Below are 18,433 nucleotides of genomic sequence, written 5' to 3'. Positions count from 1 at the left end.
TACGCGGGACATGGATGTGCCGTAGGAAGCGGCGCTTATACAAGGGGTCCGACGCCCCGTCAAGCGGGTGCGGGCAGGGTCCCCATACGAAACTTGCTGGTCTGACAATCGCCTTTTGGGCCGCGCCAGAGTCGAGCCCCGAGTCGAGACACGCCCGTCACAAGACAGTCAGCAGTAATGCGATGTATATAGGGGGCGGCTTCATTTGAACACCCCATAGGTTGTTCAGGCAGGTTTGCACGCCGGGAACGCCCCCTGTGTTGCGTCAATTCCCAGCCGGCGACAGCTGAAACCGTACCGACAGGCGACGGCTGGCCGCGTCCATGGCGATGGCAATGTCCAGCACCTCATCCCCGCGCGCCCAGCGCCCATCCTTGCCCCGGCTCCACCCCAGCTGCGGCAGGGTCTCGGCGTAGAAGCGGGTGATGGCATCGGCATCGCTGGTGCCTGAGGCCGTGGCCTGCACGATACGACCGGCGGGATTGTCGAAGACAAGGACATCATCAGCACTGGCCGTCAGGCCGGGTGCCAGTGGCACATCTTCCGTCCCCGGCACGAAGGCGGCCAGGGCCGCCCCCGGTAGAAGTGCCGTGGCAAGCAGGATCAACGCGGCGGCGGCACGGGCGCGAAGGCCCCGGATCAGGTGCGGCATGATCTCTCCTCGATACCTCAACGCTGATGACGCGCACAGAAGAAAGTGGAGCGGCCGGCCTGGGTGATGCGCGCCACCCCGCCCGTCTTCGCGACATCGCAATCGCAATGCCCACACGCCTCCCCCTCGCGGCCATAGACCTTGAAGCTGTGCTGGAAATAGCCCAGCTCCCCATCCGACTGCACGAAGTCGCGCAGGGTGGAGCCGCCAGCGGCAATGGCCTCGCCCAGCACATCGCGGATGATGGGGACCAGCCGTTCGGCATCGGCCCCAGCGACACTGTCACCGCTGCGCGTCGGGTCGATGCCGGCGCGGAACAGGGCCTCGCAGACATAGATATTGCCCAGGCCCGACACGACCTTCTGGTCCAGCAGCATGGATTTGATGGGGGCGGCCCGCCCGCGCAGCTTCGCCGACAATCCTTCGGCATGAAAGCCATTGCCCAACGGCTCGGGGCCCAGCGCCGCCAGCATGGGATGGCCCTCCATACCGACCTCATCGAACAAATCCATGAAACCGAAGCGGCGGACATCATTATAGGTGACGACCCAGCCATCATCGGTATGGAAGACCAGATGGTCATGGGTGGCGGGGGGGGGTGCCGGGCCGGGTTTCACCACCATGCTGCCCGACATGCCCAGATGGATCATCCAGACCAGCCCGCCTTCAACCCGGATCAGGATGTACTTGGCCCGCCGGTCCAGCGAGAGGACCTGCCGCCCCGTCAGGCGTTTGGCGAAATCGACCGGCAAGGGAAAGCGCAGGTCGGGCCGGTGCTGATCCACCCTTATCAGCCGCCGCCCCTCCAGCTTCAGGGCCAGACCGCGTCGGACGGTTTCAACCTCGGGCAATTCGGGCATGGGCGGGGGCTCTGATCGCACAGAAAGGACCCGGTCGTGATAGCACGGCCGGGTCCCCATCGCGAAGTCCGGGGTTCAGGCGCGGGCCGCCGACAGGCCGCCATCGACCAGGCTGGCCGTACCGGTGACGAAGCTGCTGTCATCAGACGCCAGGAACAGCACCGCCTTGGCCAGTTCGTCGGGCTGACCCGCACGCTTCAGCGCATGCAGATTATTGATGAAGCCCTGCTTGTCGGCAGTGTCATTGGCGGCGTGATACATCTCCGTCTCCACCGCACCCGGCAGGACGGCATTCACCCGCACGCCCTTCGGCCCATATTCGGTGGCCAGCGCCTGGGTCAGGCCGATCAGGCCGGCCTTGCTGGCGGCATAGGCGGCCATGCCCGGGAAGGCACCGGTATAGCCGACGAAGGTGGAGGTGAAAATCACCGAGCCGCCATTGCCCATGGCCGGGATCTGATATTTCGCACCCAGGAAGGCGCTGGTCAGGTTCACGGCCAGCGTCTGGTTCCAGGCGTCGGCGTCGATGCCATCGGTCGGGCCCATGGCGCCCAGCGTGCCGGCATTGTTGAAGGCGATATCCAGCTTGCCGAAGCGGCTGATGGCCAAATCGACCAGGGCCTTCGCAAAGCTTTCGGACTGTACGTCGCCGGCCAGCGCCACGGCCTGCCCACCGGCGGCTTCGATTTCAGCGACCAGACTGTCCAGTTCGGCCTGACGGCGGGCGGCGACAACCAGTTTGGCACCTTCGGCGGCGAACAGGCGGGCGGTGGCGCGGCCGATACCGGCGCTGGCACCGGTGATGATGGCGACCTTGTTCTGCAAGCGGTTCATGATCGGGGTCCTTTCGGTTTGGGTCGGCACCGTCATCGGCGCCGTTGATGATTGGACCCTACGCCCCATAATTACTTTCATCGATGGGATGAAAATGGTTGGATCATTCAGTTTTACTGAATGATTGGGGATCACCATGGACCGGCTGCGCGCGTTTGAGGTTTTTGTGGCGGTCGTGGGCAAGGACGGGTTTGCGAAGGCGGCGGAGGCGCTGAACACCTCACCGGCCAATGTCACCCGTTATGTCGCGGAACTGGAGGCGTATCTGGGCACGCGGTTGCTGAACCGCACGTCGCGCCGCCTGTCGCTGACCGAGGCCGGCCAGACCCTGTTCGACCGGGGTCGCCTGATCCTGGACGAGGTGGCGGAGCTGGAGGCGCTGGCCGGAGCCGCGGCGGTAAGGCCGCGTGGGCGGTTGCGCATCAACGCCCCGGTCAGCTTCGGCATCCGGCATCTGGCCCCGCTCTGGCCGCGTTTCATGGCGCTCTATCCCGACGTCTCGCTGGATATCGCGCTGATCGACCGGGTCGTGGATATTGTGGAGGAAGGCTATGACCTGGCCATCCGCATTTCCCGCGCCGGATCACAAAGCCATGTGGCGCGGCGGCTGGCCGTTTCGCGCAACCTTATCTGCGCGTCGCCCGCCTATATCGCCCGGCACGGGCATCCGAAAAGCCCGCAGGATCTGGCCGCCAACCATCGCTGCATTCTTTATACCCACGCCACCACGCCCGACGAATGGTCGCTGGCCGACGAAGGGGGCCGGGAACAGCTGGTGCGGTTGCAGGAGGCGATGTCCTGCAACAATGGCGACACGGCCCGCATGGCGGCCCTGGACGGGATCGGCATCATCCGGCAGCCCACCTTTCTGATCAGTGATGATCTGCGGGCCGGGCGGCTGGTGCCGCTGCTGCCGGGATACCGGTCGCCCGATATCGACATCGTGGCGCTGTATCCGTCCCGCCGGCACCTGTCGGCCAAGGTGCGGGTGATGGTGGATTTCTTGGGCGAGGCCTTTCATGGCATCCCGCCCTGGGATCGCGACCTGACCCTGAACTGACCCGCGCTGTCAGCACGCCACGAATCCGCTATGATCCCTTCCCCCTCGTTATCCGGACCTGATTGCCATGTCTTTGTCCATTCCCCGCCTGATCGGCCATCGCGGTGCCGCCCGCCATGCACCGGAAAACACCCTGTCCGGCATGCGGACCGGGGCCTTGCAGGGGGCGCTGTGGGTGGAGGTGGATGTCAAGATCACGCGCGATGGCGTGCCCATCCTGATGCATGATGATGATGTGGACCGGACCAGCGACGGTCACGGGCTGGTCGCCGACATGGATTTCGCCGATATCCGCCGCCTGGATGCCGGGTCCTGGTTCGGGCCGGAATTCAAGGGCGAGCCTGTGCCGACCTTGGCGGAGGCGATCCAGGCCGCCACCCTGCTGGACATCAATCTGAACCTTGAGATCAAGCCCTGTCCGGGCCGCGATGAGCAAACGGCGGGCATTGCGCTCTCCATGGCGCTCAACCTCTGGCCTGCCAACCGGCCGCCGCCCCTGATCTCCAGCTTCTCTATCGAGTCCCTGGAAATGGCGAAGGTGGTGGCCCCGCAATGGCCACGCGGATATCTGATGGATGAAGAGCCGGCGGATTGGGAGGCCATTGCTGACCGGCTGGGTGCCGCCACCATCAATATCGACGCAAAAAAACAGACTGCCGACAGCATCGCCGCCTTCCGCGCATCGGGCCGGCCCGTCCTGGCCTGGACCGTGAACGACGCCGATCAGGCGCGCCGCCTGTTCCAATGGGGCGTGGCGGGGGTCTTCACCGACACGCCCCAAGGGCTTTACCAAGGGCTGACCGGCAAGGGCGGCTGACCCGCTCTCCCGTGCCTGCCTGCCACGAGACATCACACCAACGGTCAAAATCTTTGACCGTTGGTACGGCGGCGACTGCCGCCGCGCGGCCCGTGCCGCGTTAGCCAAGCGGCCGGATGGCCGCGCCCGGCGCATGAGGGCATACACCATCAATCAAATGCGAAGGCATCCATGGCCAGGATGGCGCGGTCGGTACTGCTGTGCAGCAGCCGGGCCGGTGTGCCTGGCGTGCCCGCCCCCATGGCGCTGTAGAGCGGCCAGAGATGCTCTGGCGTGGGGTGGTTGCGCAGCGCCTCCGGGGCCAGCCGGTCCCAGGCCAGAAGATCGTCATAGCGGCCTTCCAGCAGGGCCCGCCGCATCCAGTCGGCGAAGAGTGTCACCCAGGCCGGGGACGGTGCGCCCGAATCCTGGCCCCGGAACTCCATCAGATTATGGCTGAAACTGCCCGACCCCAGGATCAGTACCCCTTCATCCCGCAAGGGCCGCAGGGTGGCACCCACGGCAGCATGGTGGGCGGCGGTCAGGTGCGGCTGCACCGACAGTTGCGTGATGGGGATATCCGCCTCGGGCCAGGCCAGCGTGAGCGGCGTCCAGGCGCCATGATCCAGACCCCGGTCAGCCACCAGCGCCGGGTCCAGCCCGCCCCCCGCCAGCAAGGCCGCCGCACGTTCCGCCAGGGCCGGCGCGCCGGGGGCGGGGTAGCGCATGGCATAGAGGGCGGGCGGGAAACCGCGGAAGTCATGGACGGTCGCCGGTCGGGGCGACAGGGACAGGACGGGCCGCGTCGTCTCCCAATGGGCCGACACGGCCAGGATGGCGCTTGGCCGTTCCACCAGCCCGCTCAACCCCTTCAGGAAGCGGTGGGCGGGCGCGTCAGGCTCCAGGGCCAGCATCGGCGAGCCATGGGATATAAAGAGGGAAGGCAAACGGGCCATCGGGCCACCTGTCTGTCGTGATCGCGGCATGGCCCCTCACATGGGCGTGGCAACGGCGACAGGGAAGCCCGACCTTGGATCGTAGCAATGGTGCCGATGCAGGCCAGAAATGCGAAAGGCCGGCTTTGCAGCCGGCCCTTGTCGCATTCACGCTGTCGCTTCGACGATTTCACATCCGGGAGGGGATGGTGGGCGCGGGTGGAATCGAACCACCGACCTCTCGCTTATCAGGCGAGTGCTCTAACCCCTGAGCTACGCGCCCCTCTCGTGGAGCGCGGTGATAGAGAGCTGCGGGCCGGGTGTCAAGCGCTTTCGTTTGAAAAAAGTCATCGCCGCGTCTGTGTGGCCTTTCAGGCGGCAGAGTGCCTGCGGAATTCCCGGCCTTTGCCAGGGAGCCGCGTTGCCCGTGCCCCGCACTTGGTGTTACCACTGTCGAGACAGTATGCCGGAAGCCGCAAATGCCTTTCCGGCCATGGGTTTCGGCCTGTGCAGGCGATAAGAGAACCGGGGGCGGGACAGGTGGCGGGGAAGGGTTGGCGAACGGCATTGTCGGGGGCGGCGCATGCGGACCGCATGCTGTTGCTTGCCCTGGTGGCCGGCGTCATCCTGGGGGCCGTCCTGTTATGGTCGCATGCCAGCGAACGTATCCGTGCGTTCGAGACGGCGTTGAATGGCCAGATCCGCACCCGCGCCGGATCCCTGGATATGCAGATGCGGGTGGCCGTCGGCCATTTGGAGGCGCTGCGCCAGCGGGCCGAATTCTTCTATGCCGAATATCCGGCCCCCGAAGATGTGCCCAACAGCAGCCTGCTGACGGCACTTCTGGCCAGCAATCCGCGTGGCGACGCCGGCCAGGGCTATTCGCTGGATCGGCTGCCGCCACCTTATCTGGTGGATCAGATCGGCAATATCGTCGCGCTTCCCGCCGCAGATGTCGCTGCCAACCCCGTTCTGTCGCGTCCGGACGAGGCCGGATGGCGGCAGGAGGCGGCGATGGCGGTGCAGCTTTTGCCCCTGATGGCCGTGACGCAGAAGGTGGTGCCGGAGGCGCGGCGGCTGGTCTATGCCTCCCTGTCGGGAATGCTGGCCATCCATCCCTGGGTGGAAGGCCGGCAGGCCGACCTTCTATCGCAGGTGGGCACCCTGCCTGCCTTCATCAATGCTGCCCCCGGGGCCAATCCATTGGGCGGACCCGTCTGGACCCTGTCAGGGCGCGAGGGCGACTTCCCCGACAGCGCCATGCTGGCCCTGCCCCTGACCTTGCAGGGACGCTATGCCGGGGCGCTGGGAATCGATATCCCCGTCGCGGGCCTGCGCGATGCGCTGGGTGCCGTACAGCGGGTGGATAGCATTCTGCTGCTGGTCGATCCGGCGGGCAATGTCATCACCGGTTCGGCCCGCAATCAGGAAAACCCCCTGCCCCGCACGATGGCGGAAATACTGCCGCCCGGTGCCAGCATGGAGGCCGGACCCGATGGCATGATCAGCCATGGCTTTTTCAACAGCCATATTGTGGCGATCCCGTTGAAGCAGGCACCCTGGCGCGTCGTCTATGTCGCCGCTCCCGGCGCATCGCTTCTGCCCATCCTGATGGATGTGCTGATTTCCGTGGCCGGCTTCATGGCGGCGGTGATGGTGGTGGTGTTCGTGGCACGGCGGCTGATGCTGCGCGCCCTGGCCGTGCGTGACAATGCGGCGGTGGCCGAACGCGAGGCGCGGGCGCAGGCGGAATGCGCCCTGGCCGACCTGCGCGCCGCCCATGATGAGCTGGATTTCCTGAACCGGGAGAAGACACGCTTCTTCTCCCTGATCTCCCATGATCTGCGTGGGCCGTTCAATTCCATGCTGGGCATGACCCAGGAACTGGCCGATCACGCGCCAAAGATGAAACCGGAGGAAGTGGCGGATTTCGCCCGCACGGTTCATGAGATGGCGCGCAAGGTTTTTGAACTGCTGGAAAACCTGCTGCAATGGTCGCGGGTGCAGATGTCGGGCACGCCGTTCGCCCCCACCATCTTCCCCATGCGCGAAGTGGTGGGCGACGCCATCCGCGACGTGGCGTCGGCCGCACAGGGCAAGGAGATCACGATCCTGGACGCCGTCGGCGACCGCTGGGTCCTGGCCGACCGCACCATGATCCTGGCCGTCCTGCGCAATCTGCTGATGAACGCCGTCAAGTTCAGCCATCAGGGCGGCGTGGTCCACGTCACCAGCCGCGCCCTGGGCGACCGGCTGGAGGTGGCGGTGACCGACAAAGGGGTGGGCATGGAGCCGGCACAGCTGGACCTAGCCCTGAAGGGCGGCCCCAAGGCCAGCCGTCCGGGAACGCAGGGGGAGACCGGCACGGGCCTGGGCCTGACACTGGTCCGCGATCTGGTGCTGCGCCATGGCGGGGAACTGAAGCTGGAAAGCATGCCGGGCCGGGGCACCATCGCCAGCTTCACGGTCCCGCTTTCCACCGATCCGGCAGAGACACGGCGCCTGATGCAGCGTGCGGCGGATTAATCACCACAAGCTAAACGCTTACATCCAGCTTGTCGCCGCGTCCGCGTGGGGGCTGCTGGTTGGTGCGTGACTCAACGGCGGCGGCTTCATTGTCGAAGGCGCGACCAACAAAGGTACTGCCCGTCCCCTCACGCGCCGCCTCCCCCCGTGCCACGGCGGTGGCAGCGCGGCGCGTCTGAGTCTCCGTCGGTTTGGCCACCTTCTGCGCCAACAGGCCAGCCGTCGCCAGCGCCGCATTGTTCTGCGGGTTGGTGGGAGCCGGCTGCGCAGCAGGCAATGGCGGCGGTGGCTGCGATGGAATAATCATGTTTTATCAAATCGCCGCTCCGCCGCCGGAGTCAAGAGGCAAGCGCAGATTTTTCCTTAACGGAAACGATCAGCATCGTATCCAGGGTGAAGCTGCCATCGGCCTGGATGGCGAAGTGCTGCTTCACTTCCGCCGCCGCACCCGCCTGCAACGACAGCAGGGCCGGCCGGTGGCTGGCCGGCGTATTGATCCGATCCACCCAGGCTTGGAAACCCAACGGCAGGCGGAATGTCTGCGGCACCTGGGGCGTCAGGCCGGCAACGGACAGCAGCGACCGCCATTCGGCCAGGCTGTAATTGCGCACATGGCTGGGGTCACGTACCATCTCGATGGTCTGGAGATAGCTATCCAGCAGCGGATCGGCGGGCGCATAGACATCCATCATCACACATGTCCCGCCGGGGCGCAGGACACGCGCCGCCTCCGCCATGGCGGGGGCGACATGGCGCCAGTGATGGGCGCTGTAACGGCTGACCACCATATCGAAACTGGCATCGGCAAAGGGCAGATGTTCCGCCCTTCCCTGATGCGTGGTGATGTTGGGCAATCCGCGCTGTGCCGCCCCCGCCGCCACCGCCGACAGCATGGCGTCGGACAGGTCATAGGCCGTGACCCGTTCGGCGAAGGGGGCCGCATGGAAACTGACATGCCCGCCACCACAGCCCAGATCCAGCAGATCCGCCACGGGGGCGGCCCGTAACAGCGATTGCAGCGCCGTCAGATCGGGACCGACGGCGTGGGTGGGGCTGTTGACATAGGCATCGGCGCGGGGGCCGAACTGCTGTGTCACAAGGGCGTGCTGGCTGTCGGGCTGGCTGGTCATGGCGGGGTTCCTATTGTCCGGTGGGGTTCCTCCTGATTACGCCCCACCAAAGGGGGGTACAAGATAAGCACTTATACTGGTATGAATACCCCTATGAAACTGCCCGTCCCGCCCTTTGAGGATCCCGCCGCTGACCAGCGCCACCTGCTGGGTGCCTTTCTACGTGACCGGCGCGGGCGGCTTGACCCGGCGGTGCTGGGGCTGGCCGTGACGGGACGCCGCCGCACCGCCGGCCTGCGCCGGGAAGAGGTGGCGACCGATGCCGGGATCAGCGCCACCTGGCTGACCTGGCTGGAACAGGGACGCGATATCCAGGCCTCTCCCCAGGCGTTGGACCGGCTGGCCCGTACCCTGCGCCTGACGGGGGCGGAACGCGCCTATCTGTTTCAACTGTCGGGTCGGCGCGATCCACGACAACCCGATCCGGTTGAGGATGATGGCGGGGCCTGTGCCCGCCTGTGCGATGCCGTGGCCTCCATTAATGTGCCGGCCTATGCGCTGGATCACCGTCTGGATCTTCTGGCCTGGAACGCGGCGGCAGCCGACCTGTTCGCGGGCTGGCTGGACGGGCCGGGACCGCACAATCTGCTGCGCTACCTGTTCATGGACCCGGCGGCGAAGAAACTGCTGGTGGATTGGCCGGGCCGGGCGGCGCGCGTTCTGGCCGAATTCCGGGTGGATCACGGGCGGCATCTGCAGGATGCGGGCCTGATCGCCCTGATCGCCGAACTGCGCGCCGGCAGCAAGGAATTCGCCACCCGCTGGGCCGGGGCCGATATCCGGGGGCGGGAGGGGGGCGAACGGCTGTTCCAGCACCCGGCCCACGGGCTTCTGCGCTATCGTCAGATGACCCTGTCGGTGGAAACCCGGCCCGACCTGCGTCTGGTCATGCTGCTGCCGGATGCATAGGCCGCGACAACCCACAAGACGGGCAGGCGTGCCTTGCGCCCCGCCATTCTGGACAGGGCTTTCCCGGATCGTTACATGAAAGGTTCCCACAGGCACGGACCCGTTCCGCGCCCGTTCGGGCATTGCCAACCAGATGGTGTCCCATGACCGCGTCCAATGAGACCTTCCAGCCCTATCCCGCCGCCGAACCCAACCCGGACTTTCCCCGGATTGAGGAAGAGGTGCAGCGGATTTGGAAGGAAAACGCGGTTTTCCAGCAATCGGTGGATTTCCGCCCGCTGGAAAAGGATGGCAAGCATAACGAATTCGTCTTCTATGACGGCCCGCCCTTCGCCAACGGCCTGCCGCATTATGGCCATCTGGTCACGGGCTTCGTAAAGGATCTGGTGCCGCGCTACCAGACCATGAAGGGCCGCAAGGTCGAACGCCGTTTCGGCTGGGACTGCCACGGCCTGCCCGCCGAGCTTCAGTCCGAAAAGGAACTGGGCGTGTCCGGGCGTCACGACATCCTGAAATTCGGCATCGACAAGTTCAATGCCCACTGCCAGGTCTCGGTGCTGCGCTTTACCCAGGAATGGGAATATTACGTCACGCGCCAGGGCCGCTGGGTCGATTTCCAGAATGATTACAAGACCATGGACATCACGTTCATGGAAAGCGTGATGTGGGCCTTCAAGCAGCTCTGGGACAAGGGGCTGGTCTATGAGGGCTATCGCGTCGTGCCCTATAGCTGGGCCGTGGAATCGCCGCTGTCGAACTTCGAGACCCGTCTGGATAACTCATATCGTGAACGCCAGGACCCGGCATTGACCGTGCGCTTCCGCCTGGACCCGCGTGACGGCGATGCCGGCCCGCTGGATATCCTGGCTTGGACGACCACGCCCTGGACCCTGCCGTCCAATCTGGCCTTGGCCGTGGGTCCGGAGATCGAATATGCCGTCATGCGCAAGGGCGATGACCGCCTGATCTTGGCCACCAGCGCCATCGGCAAATATGCCAAGGAACTGGAAGGCTACGAGCAGGAAAGCACGCTGTCCGCCGAGGACCTGCGTGGTCGTACCTACGAGCCGATCTTCCCCTATTTCAAGGGGCTGGAAAAAGCGCACCAGATCCTGGTGGCGGATTTCGTCACCACCGGCGATGGCGTGGGCATCGTGCATATGGCCCCCGGCTTCGGTGAGGATGACTTGGCCGTCTGCAAGGCCCATGGCCTGCCGGTCAAGGTGCCGGTGGACGTGGCCGGCAATTTCACGGCGGAAGTGTCCGACTATGTCGGCCTGAACGTGATTGAGGCCAACAAGCCCATTATCCAGGATTTGAAGGCGCGCGGCGTCGTGCTGCGGCACGAGACGTACCTGCACAACTACCCGCATTGCTGGCGCACCGATCAGCCGCTGATCTACAAGGCGGTCAACAGCTGGTACGTGGAAGTGTCCAAGTTCAAGGACCGGATGGTCGAGCTGAACCAGCAGCAGATCAACTGGGTTCCCGGCCATGTGAAGGATGGGTCCTTCGGAAACTGGCTGGCGAACGCGCGGGACTGGAACATCTCCCGCAACCGTTTCTGGGGTTCGCCCATCCCGGTCTGGCGCAGCGATGACCCGCGCTATCCGCGCATCGATGTGTACGGTTCCATCGCGGAACTGGAGCGGGATTTCGGGGTGAAGGTCACCGACCTGCACCGCCCCGCCATCGACCATCTGGTCCGCCCGAACCCGGACGATCCGACCGGCCAGTCGATGATGCGCCGCGTGGAAGACGTGTTGGATTGCTGGTTTGAAAGCGGCTCCATGCCGTTCGCGCAGCAGCATTACCCGTTCGAGAACAAGGAACGGTTCGAAGCCGCCTTCCCCGCCGATTTCATCGTCGAATATGTGGCCCAGACCCGTGGCTGGTTCTACACGCTGATGGTGCTGTCCACGGCCCTGTTCGACTGCGCGCCGTTCAAGAATGTCATCTGCCACGGCGTCGTCCTGGACGAGGATAAGCAGAAGCTGTCCAAGCGTCTGCGCAACTATCCCGATCCGGTGGAGGTGCTGAACAATCAGGGTGCCGACGCCCTGCGCTGGTATCTGGTGTCCAGCCCCCTGATGGTGGGCGGCGATCTCGCCATGCCAAAGGATGCGCGCGGTATCGCGCAGTCGCTGCGTCAGGGCGTGCTGCCGCTGTGGAACGCCTACAGCTTCTTCACACTCTATGCGAACATCGATCAGGTGAAGGGCGCGATCCGCGCCGACCAGAAGGGTCTGCTGGACCGCTATATCCTGGCCAAGACGCGGGAACTGGTGGAAGGCATCGAAGCCAAGCTGGACGGGTACGACCTGCCCGGCGCCTATGCCATCATCACCGGCTATTACGACGCGCTGAACAACTGGTTCATCCGCCGTTCCCGTTCGCGTTTCTGGCGTGAAGCCGGTGAGGGCGATGGCCAGGACAAGCGCGATGCCTATGACACGCTCTATACCTGTCTGGTGACAGCGACCAAGGCCCTGGCCCCGCTGCTGCCGCATGTGACGGAGCGGATTTATACAGCATTGACCGGTGAGGCATCGGTGCATCTGGCCGATTGGCCGGACGTCTCCTACCTGCCGTCCGACCATGAGCTGACCAGCCAGATCGACCTTGTCCGGGAAATCTGCGCATCCGCCATGTCGCTGCGCGAGGCCAAGAAGCTGCGCATCCGCCTGCCGCTGCGGACCCTGACCATCGTCCATCCCGATGCCGACCGGTTGAAGGATCAGTTCGATACGGTGCTGGGTGCCCTGGTCGCGGATGAGGTGAATGTGAAGCAGGTGGTGGTGTCGTCCGACATCGCCCTGGTCGGCACCCGTCAGCTGGCCGTGAACGCCGCCATCGTCGGTCCCAAGGTCGGGCCGAAGATGAAGGAAGTGATGGCCGCATCCAAGCAGGGTAACTGGACCGACAAGGGCGACGGCACCGTCGAGCTGGCCGGTGTCGTGCTGGAAGCCGGCGATTTCGACATCCGCATCCAGGCCAAGGAAGGCACGCATGCCGCGCGCTTTGCCGGCGGCAAGGGTGTGGTCATGCTGGACGTGACCGTGGACGCAGAGCTGGAGGCCGAAGGCTGGGCCCGCGATTTCGTGCGTGCGGTGCAGTCGACGCGCAAGGATTCGGGCTTCCAGGTCACCGACCGGATCACGATCACGGCCCAGGTGCCGGACACCATCGCTGGCGCCCTGACCACGCACGCCGAGACGATCAAGCGTGAGACGCTGGCCTTGTCGCTGACGGTGAACCCGGAGGCTCTGCCCGAGGGCGCGGTGTCGGTGGATCTGTCCGGCACGTCGGTGTCGCTGGTGCTGGCAAAAGCGTAGGTCAGGTCGAGCGTAGCGAGCCCTGACAGGCAAGGATTGAAAGCCTTTTCTGTCAGGGCTCGGCGTGCCGCCTCGACCTGACCTACGGCCGTTGCCATTTACCGCCCCGCCACATCCACGGGCAGGGTGATCAAAAACCGCGTGCCGTGCCCTGGCACCGACGCCAGATCGATGGCGCCCTGCAGCGGTCCCGTCACCAGATTATGCACAATGTGCAGGCCCAGGCCCGTGCCGCCACTGTCGCGCTTGGTGGTGAAGAACGGGTCGAAGGCCTTGGCCTGAACCTCTGGCGGCATGCCATTACCATTGTCGGTGATGGCGATAGCTACCCGGTCGCTGCCGGCCCGGCCGATGGCGATCAGGATTTCCGGCTTCTCCACGCCGGCAAAGCCATGGACGATGGCATTCTGCACCAGATTGGCCACCACCTGCGCCAACAGGCCCGGCAGGGTGGTGATGGCGAGGCCTTGCGGGCCATCAACACTCACCAAAACCCGCCGCTGCCGGATCATCGGGTCCAGGCTTTTCAGCACATCACCGACATAGGCACCCAGATCGACGGTGCGCAGCGCCTCGCTGCTGCGGTCGGCGGAGACCTGCTTGAAGCTGCGGATCAGATCGGCGGCGCGTTCCAGATTGCCGGTCAGGATACGCAGCCCCTCATCCAGCTTTTCCAGGAACTGTTCCATGGCCAGCCGTTTCAGCTGGTTTGCGCTGAAGGCCTGGGCGATCTCATCCCGTTCGCCCTGCAAATGCGTCGCCATCGTGAAGGCCACGCCCAGCGGCGTGTTGATCTCATGCGCCACACCGGCCACCAGCTGACCCAGGGAAGCGTGTTTTTCCTGCTGCACCAGACGGCCCTGCGTGGCGCGCAGTTCCGACAAGGTACTGTCCACTTTGGCATAGGCGGCGGCATTGGACAGCGCGATGGCGCCATAGGCGCACAACGTGCGGAAGACCAGTTTCTCCCGCTCCCCATAGGCATTTTCCGCCGCCGCCTGCGCCGTCATCACGCCCCACAGGCGCGTACCCACGATCAAGGGCGACAGCAGCAGGGTGCGCATGAAGCGCGTGCCGGGGATGTGGGAGGGGGAGGATTGTTCATGCTGCCCACGCAGGATCAGCATCTCCTGCCGCTCCCGCGCGCAGCGCGCCACCAGCGACACGGGATCGGAGACCTGCCGCCAGATCGTGGGCAGGGGCCGCCCCCCCTCCAACCCATAGCGCAGTTCCAGCTGCTCGCCGCTTTCATCCACGACATAGACGGAGAAGGCATCCAGCTCCATCATCGTGCCGACATGGCGGTGCAGGGCGTGGAACACCGCCTCGGCGTCCAGGGTGGCCGTGATCTGCTGCCCGACGCGGCCCAGCATCTCCAAGGTCTGCGTTGCCTCATGCAAGGCGGCGGCGCGCGATGCCTCGGCAGCGGCCAGTTGGCGGTGATACTCGCCCTCCGCCTTCAGACGTTCGGTCTCGAACCCTGCCTGCATGGCCAGCAGCCGGTCGCTGACCTCCCGGCTGTGGATGATGCCGCGCGCCTGCCCGGCCCGCCGTTCCCAGCGTAGAGCGGCCCCCATGTCGCCCGCCGCCTCATAGGCCGATGCCAGGGCCGACAGGAGATCGGCCGACGCGGTATAGCCTTGGATCGATTCGGCCAGGTCCAGCGCCCGGCGCAGATAATGGATGGCGGCCGTCTCATCCGGTGCCATGTCGGGCGGGGGCGGCAGATCGGGGAAGCGTTGATGGATGGCCGCCTTGGCGCGCAGGACATCGATCTCCCGCCAGCGGTCGGATCGGGCGCGGACCAGGGCCAGGGCCGCATCCACCGCCGTCACCGCCGCTTCGCACCGGTCCAACAGGGTCAGGGCACGGGCGCGGCCACACTGCGCCTCCGCCTGCAAATCCGTCTGTTCCAGGTCGATCCCGACCAGCAGCAGATCGTCAAACCAACGCAATGCCGCATTGGCGTCGCCGACATCCAGTTCCAGATCGCCCAGATACTGGCACGCGATGGCGTGGTTTCGCGACCGCCCGAACGGGGCCAGCCATTCCAGCGACTCCAGCAGCAGATGGCGGGCGCGTCCCGTCTGCTGCAACCGGCGCAAGGTGTCGCCCATGCCGCGCAGGCATTGGCCCACCGCCGCCGGCCAGCCCGTGGCGCGGGCCAGACCATGCGCCCGCTCCCGCCACAGAAACTCGCTGACATAGTCGTTCACATTGGCATGCGCCGCGCCGACATTGCCGGCCAGCAGCACCGCCAGCCGCATCTGCCCCGCCAGCACGGCCTGATCACAGCCGCGTTGATAATGGCGCAGCGCCTTCATGAAATCGCCATGGGCGAAGCAGACCCCGCCATGGAAATAGGCGGCCACCGCGTCCAGGCCGGGATGTTCCAGCAGGGGGCCTTCGGGCAGCACGGGTGCCCATTCCGCCTCCGCTGCGGCGGCATCCCCGAACAGGGCGTCGCGCGCCATCCAGGCCTGGGCGATCTGCTGGCGCATGGCGTCGCCGGCCCGCAGATACAGGCTGTGGGCGTTGCGGTGGGCCTGGATGCGGCGGCGCGTCTGCCCCCGGTCCAGCGCCAGCAGCGCCTCCGTCATGGCGGTGTCACCCTCGCCCAGCACATCACCGATCTGGCGGAAGGTGGCCCGCGCACTTTCCAGCAAGGCCTCAGCCTGATCCAGTTCAGCGAACAGGGCCTTGGCCTCCGCCTTGATCAGCAGCAGACGGGCCGTCAGGCGGCGCAGTTCGCGTTCATTGGCACCCGTGGCATAGGGCAGAAGCCCCATGGCGTCGGTCACCATATCCAGCGCGGCACGCGTATCGCGCTGCCGGTTGTACCAGGCCAGCGTGGTCAGCAGCAGCAACCGCTGTACCGGGTCCTGGGCATTGACCAGATGATGTTCGGCCGACAGTACCTGTTCGGCCAGACCATAAAGATCCAGCGGTCCGACCAGCGATGAACCGGGAAGCGTGGGACAGTCAGCCGGGATGGGGGCATCCGCAGGCGGGTCGAAATCCGTCAGGGCCGGCAAGCCGCCGACCAACGCCAGGTCATCACCCGTTTCCACCACACTGTCCGCCATGGACCGCCCAAGCCCGTCCGCCGGCCCACAGGCGTGCGGGCAGCATTTCCATCAAATGCTACGCAACTGCCGGGCAGGGGGCAATTGCGTTCCGGGGTGGAACCCGCGGATTCTGGGATTTTTCCCGCCACCTGTGGTCGAACAGCCATGCTCCACAGGTCCATGCGGCACATGAGAAACAGTTGAAACGCACCGGGGGTGCCGAAACACCCCCGGTGCCATTGATCAACCGATCAGGCTGTCCAGACCGCGCTTGAAATCGGCGATGATGTCGTCGGCATCCTCCAGACCCACCGACACGCGGATGGTGCCGGGACCGATGCCCAGGATCGCCTTCTCTTCCACCGACAGGCGCTGATGCGTGGTGGTGGCGGGATGGGTGGCCAGTGTCTTCGAGTCGCCCAGATTGTTGGAAATCTTGGCGATACGCAGATTGTTCAGCACCGCGAAGGCCGCCTGCTTGGCATCACCATTCACGGGCTTCAGATGCAGGCAGATCAGGTTGCTGCCGGCCTTCATTTGCCGCTTCAGCAGGGCATGCTGCGGATGGCTTTCCAGCCCGGCATAGAGCACACGCTCCACCGCAGGATGGCTTTCCAGGAAGGTCGCGACCTTCAAGGCCGATGCCGATTGCGCCTTCACGCGCAGTTCCAGCGTCTCCAGACCCTTCAGCAGGGTCCAGGCGTTGAACGGGCTGAGTGCGGGGCCTGTATGGCGCAGGAACGGGGCCAGCGTGGCCGCCACCTCGTCATCGCACAGAATGGCACCGCCCAGGCAGCGACCCTGACCATCGATATGCTTGGTCGCCGAATAGACGACGATGTCGGCCCCATATTGACGCGGCTTCTGCAGGACGGGCGTGGCGAAGACATTGTCCACCACCACCTTGGCTCCGGCCTTGTGCGCCAGCGGCACCACATGTTCCAGATCGACCACTTCCAGGCAGGGATTGCTGGGCGTTTCCAGGAAGACGAGATTGGTGGGCACCGACAGGGCCTTTTCCCACTCCTCATTCTTCGTGCCGTCGATGATCACGCTTTCGATGCCGAAACGCCGGGCCAGATCGCTGACGATATAAAGGCAGGAGCCGAACAGGGCACGGCTGGCCACCAGACGGTCGCCGGCCTTCAACAGGCCGAAGACGGCGGCATGGACGGCGGCCATACCCGAAGCCGTGGCAAAGCAGCGGGGGAACCCTTCATAGGTCGCCAGCCGATCCTCGAACATGGCGACGGTCGGGTTGCGGAACCGGGAATAGACGAAGCGCGAGCCATCATTGACGAAGGCGGCTTCCGCCGCTTCCGCACTGCCATAGACGAAGCCGGAGGTGAGGAAAATCGCTTCGCTCGTCTCTTCGAACTGGGAACGGCGGGTGCCGCCATGCACCAGCAGGGTGGCGGGGTTCAGATCATCGGGCAGGTCGCTCATCGCCATGGTCCTTCACAAGCCTCGACCGTTCGATCGAGGCCCGGTTCAGCGCCCTATGCGGCGTCCGATCCATGGCTTCGACCTTTTAGCAGCTTCTTTAGAACGTGGCCTGCAATCCGGTCACCAAATCACCACGCGGGGATTGTTAAATCCCGCCGCCACCGGCTTGTCAAGACACAGGCGGGCGATGGCGCCGTCGCTTGCCGCGCAGCCGGTTCGGGCATAGGCCTTGCCTGCCCACATTAACCATAAATCAGATCAGGGGGAAAAGATGGGTAAACGCCTGGGGCTGGCCGCACTGGCCGCCGCCTTCATCCTGTTTTTCTGGGGGTTCTTCTGGTTCGGCATCTCGCCGATGGCCAAGCAGGCCCTGCCATCCCTGCCCGACAGCGCGCAGCCTGGCATCGCCGCCATGGCAGCCAGCGGCCTGCCATCCGGCAGCTACATGTATCCCGCCTATGATGACAGCACGCCGGAGATCACGACCAAGACCATTGCCGATTATGCCGCCGGCCCGGTAGCCATGATCCATTACCGCAGCCAGGGCATCGGCGTCATGGACCCGATGGTCATGCTGACCGGGTTTGTGCATTTCTTCATCGCGGCCCTGATCGTGGGCTGGCTGTCGGTCATATCGGGCGCGCCCCTGCCGACCTTCCGCGCCCGCTGGCTGGTCGTCGCGGTCAGCGGCATCCTGATCGGCTTTGCCGGACGGTTCAGCGAGCCGATCTGGTACTCCATGCCCTGGGGCTTCTTCCTCTACTACGCAGCCTTCGACGCATCGGGCTGGTCGCTGGCGGGGCTGGCCATGGCCCGCATCCTGAAGCCGGCGAAATAAGGCAATGGGCGCGGGGCCGGTTGCCCGGCGGGCCGTTCCGTGCT

Annotated in this window: 14 protein-coding genes, 1 tRNA gene and 1 riboswitch; of the genes, 6 read left to right on the top strand and 9 right to left on the bottom strand. The window is 65.3% G+C overall.

The window, feature by feature from the left end; genetic code table 11:
* Positions 1–265 precede the first annotated feature (265 nt).
* The 3 genes from ABC729_RS15480 to ABC729_RS15470 form a co-directional block, all read right to left on the bottom strand.
* Positions 266–652 (bottom strand): hypothetical protein, encoded by a 387-nt coding sequence (locus ABC729_RS15480; protein ID WP_495608437.1) that lies wholly within the window; start codon positions 650–652, stop codon positions 266–268.
* A 17-nt stretch (positions 653–669) separates the two neighbouring features.
* On the bottom strand, positions 670–1,512 hold the full coding sequence (mutM, locus tag ABC729_RS15475; protein ID WP_495608436.1) for a bifunctional DNA-formamidopyrimidine glycosylase/DNA-(apurinic or apyrimidinic site) lyase: 843 nt from the start codon (positions 1,510–1,512) through the stop codon (positions 670–672).
* Between the two features lie 75 nt (positions 1,513–1,587).
* Positions 1,588–2,346 carry an SDR family oxidoreductase gene (locus tag ABC729_RS15470; RefSeq protein ID WP_495608435.1) on the bottom strand — a complete coding sequence of 253 codons (759 nt, stop codon included), beginning with the start codon at positions 2,344–2,346 and terminating at the stop codon, positions 1,588–1,590.
* 136 nt (positions 2,347–2,482) lie between these two features.
* Here ABC729_RS15470 and ABC729_RS15465 point away from each other — a divergent pair, with 136 nt between their 5' ends.
* A complete protein-coding gene (locus ABC729_RS15465; RefSeq protein WP_495608434.1) occupies positions 2,483–3,406 on the top strand; it encodes a LysR family transcriptional regulator in 924 nt (307 codons plus the stop codon).
* 67 nt (positions 3,407–3,473) lie between these two features.
* The gene (ugpQ, locus tag ABC729_RS15460; protein WP_495608433.1) at positions 3,474–4,223 is read left to right on the top strand and encodes a glycerophosphodiester phosphodiesterase; all 750 of its coding nucleotides are present in this window, start codon (positions 3,474–3,476) and stop codon (positions 4,221–4,223) included.
* A 149-nt stretch (positions 4,224–4,372) separates the two neighbouring features.
* Here the strand turns inward: ugpQ and ABC729_RS15455 are convergent, their stop codons facing one another.
* Both ABC729_RS15455 and ABC729_RS15450 read right to left on the bottom strand, forming a co-directional pair.
* Positions 4,373–5,158, bottom strand: coding sequence for a dioxygenase family protein (locus ABC729_RS15455; RefSeq protein ID WP_495608432.1), 786 nt, complete (start codon positions 5,156–5,158; stop codon positions 4,373–4,375).
* A 186-nt stretch (positions 5,159–5,344) separates the two neighbouring features.
* Positions 5,345–5,420 (bottom strand) — tRNA-Ile (locus ABC729_RS15450).
* A gap of 311 nt (positions 5,421–5,731) precedes the next feature.
* On the opposite strand from ABC729_RS15450, the gene ABC729_RS15445 reads away from it, so the two are divergent.
* Entirely contained in the window at positions 5,732–7,663 is a 1,932-nt protein-coding gene (locus ABC729_RS15445) for a sensor histidine kinase (protein WP_495608431.1), read from the top strand.
* Between the two features lie 10 nt (positions 7,664–7,673).
* Here ABC729_RS15445 and ABC729_RS15440 read toward each other — a convergent pair whose 3' ends face one another.
* Positions 7,674–7,970, bottom strand: coding sequence for a hypothetical protein (locus ABC729_RS15440; protein ID WP_495608430.1), 297 nt, complete (start codon positions 7,968–7,970; stop codon positions 7,674–7,676).
* Between the two features lie 31 nt (positions 7,971–8,001).
* The gene (locus ABC729_RS15435) at positions 8,002–8,793 is read right to left on the bottom strand and encodes a class I SAM-dependent methyltransferase (RefSeq protein WP_495608429.1); all 792 of its coding nucleotides are present in this window, start codon (positions 8,791–8,793) and stop codon (positions 8,002–8,004) included.
* A 93-nt stretch (positions 8,794–8,886) separates the two neighbouring features.
* Between ABC729_RS15435 and ABC729_RS15430 the strand changes: the two genes are divergently transcribed.
* A complete protein-coding gene (locus ABC729_RS15430; RefSeq protein WP_495608428.1) occupies positions 8,887–9,702 on the top strand; it encodes a helix-turn-helix transcriptional regulator in 816 nt (271 codons plus the stop codon).
* 143 nt (positions 9,703–9,845) lie between these two features.
* On the top strand, positions 9,846–13,037 hold the full coding sequence (gene ileS / locus ABC729_RS15425; protein WP_495608427.1) for an isoleucine--tRNA ligase: 3,192 nt from the start codon (positions 9,846–9,848) through the stop codon (positions 13,035–13,037).
* A 98-nt stretch (positions 13,038–13,135) separates the two neighbouring features.
* Here the strand turns inward: ileS and ABC729_RS15420 are convergent, their stop codons facing one another.
* Both ABC729_RS15420 and metZ read right to left on the bottom strand, forming a co-directional pair.
* Positions 13,136–16,123, bottom strand: a complete 2,988-nt coding sequence (locus ABC729_RS15420; RefSeq protein ID WP_495608426.1) for a sensor histidine kinase — start codon at positions 16,121–16,123, stop codon at positions 13,136–13,138.
* 225 nt (positions 16,124–16,348) lie between these two features.
* On the bottom strand, positions 16,349–17,557 hold the full coding sequence (gene metZ / locus ABC729_RS15415) for an O-succinylhomoserine sulfhydrylase (protein WP_495608425.1): 1,209 nt from the start codon (positions 17,555–17,557) through the stop codon (positions 16,349–16,351).
* A gap of 59 nt (positions 17,558–17,616) precedes the next feature.
* A riboswitch (SAM riboswitch) is annotated at positions 17,617–17,696 on the bottom strand.
* A gap of 126 nt (positions 17,697–17,822) precedes the next feature.
* On the opposite strand from metZ, the gene ABC729_RS15410 reads away from it, so the two are divergent.
* Positions 17,823–18,389 carry a hypothetical protein gene (locus tag ABC729_RS15410; RefSeq protein WP_495608424.1) on the top strand — a complete coding sequence of 189 codons (567 nt, stop codon included), beginning with the start codon at positions 17,823–17,825 and terminating at the stop codon, positions 18,387–18,389.
* Positions 18,390–18,433: the final 44 nt, after the last annotated feature.

It is taken from the genome of Niveispirillum sp. CC-CTL257, assembly GCF_059489915.1.
This window is presented reverse-complemented; position numbering and strand designations above follow the sequence as displayed.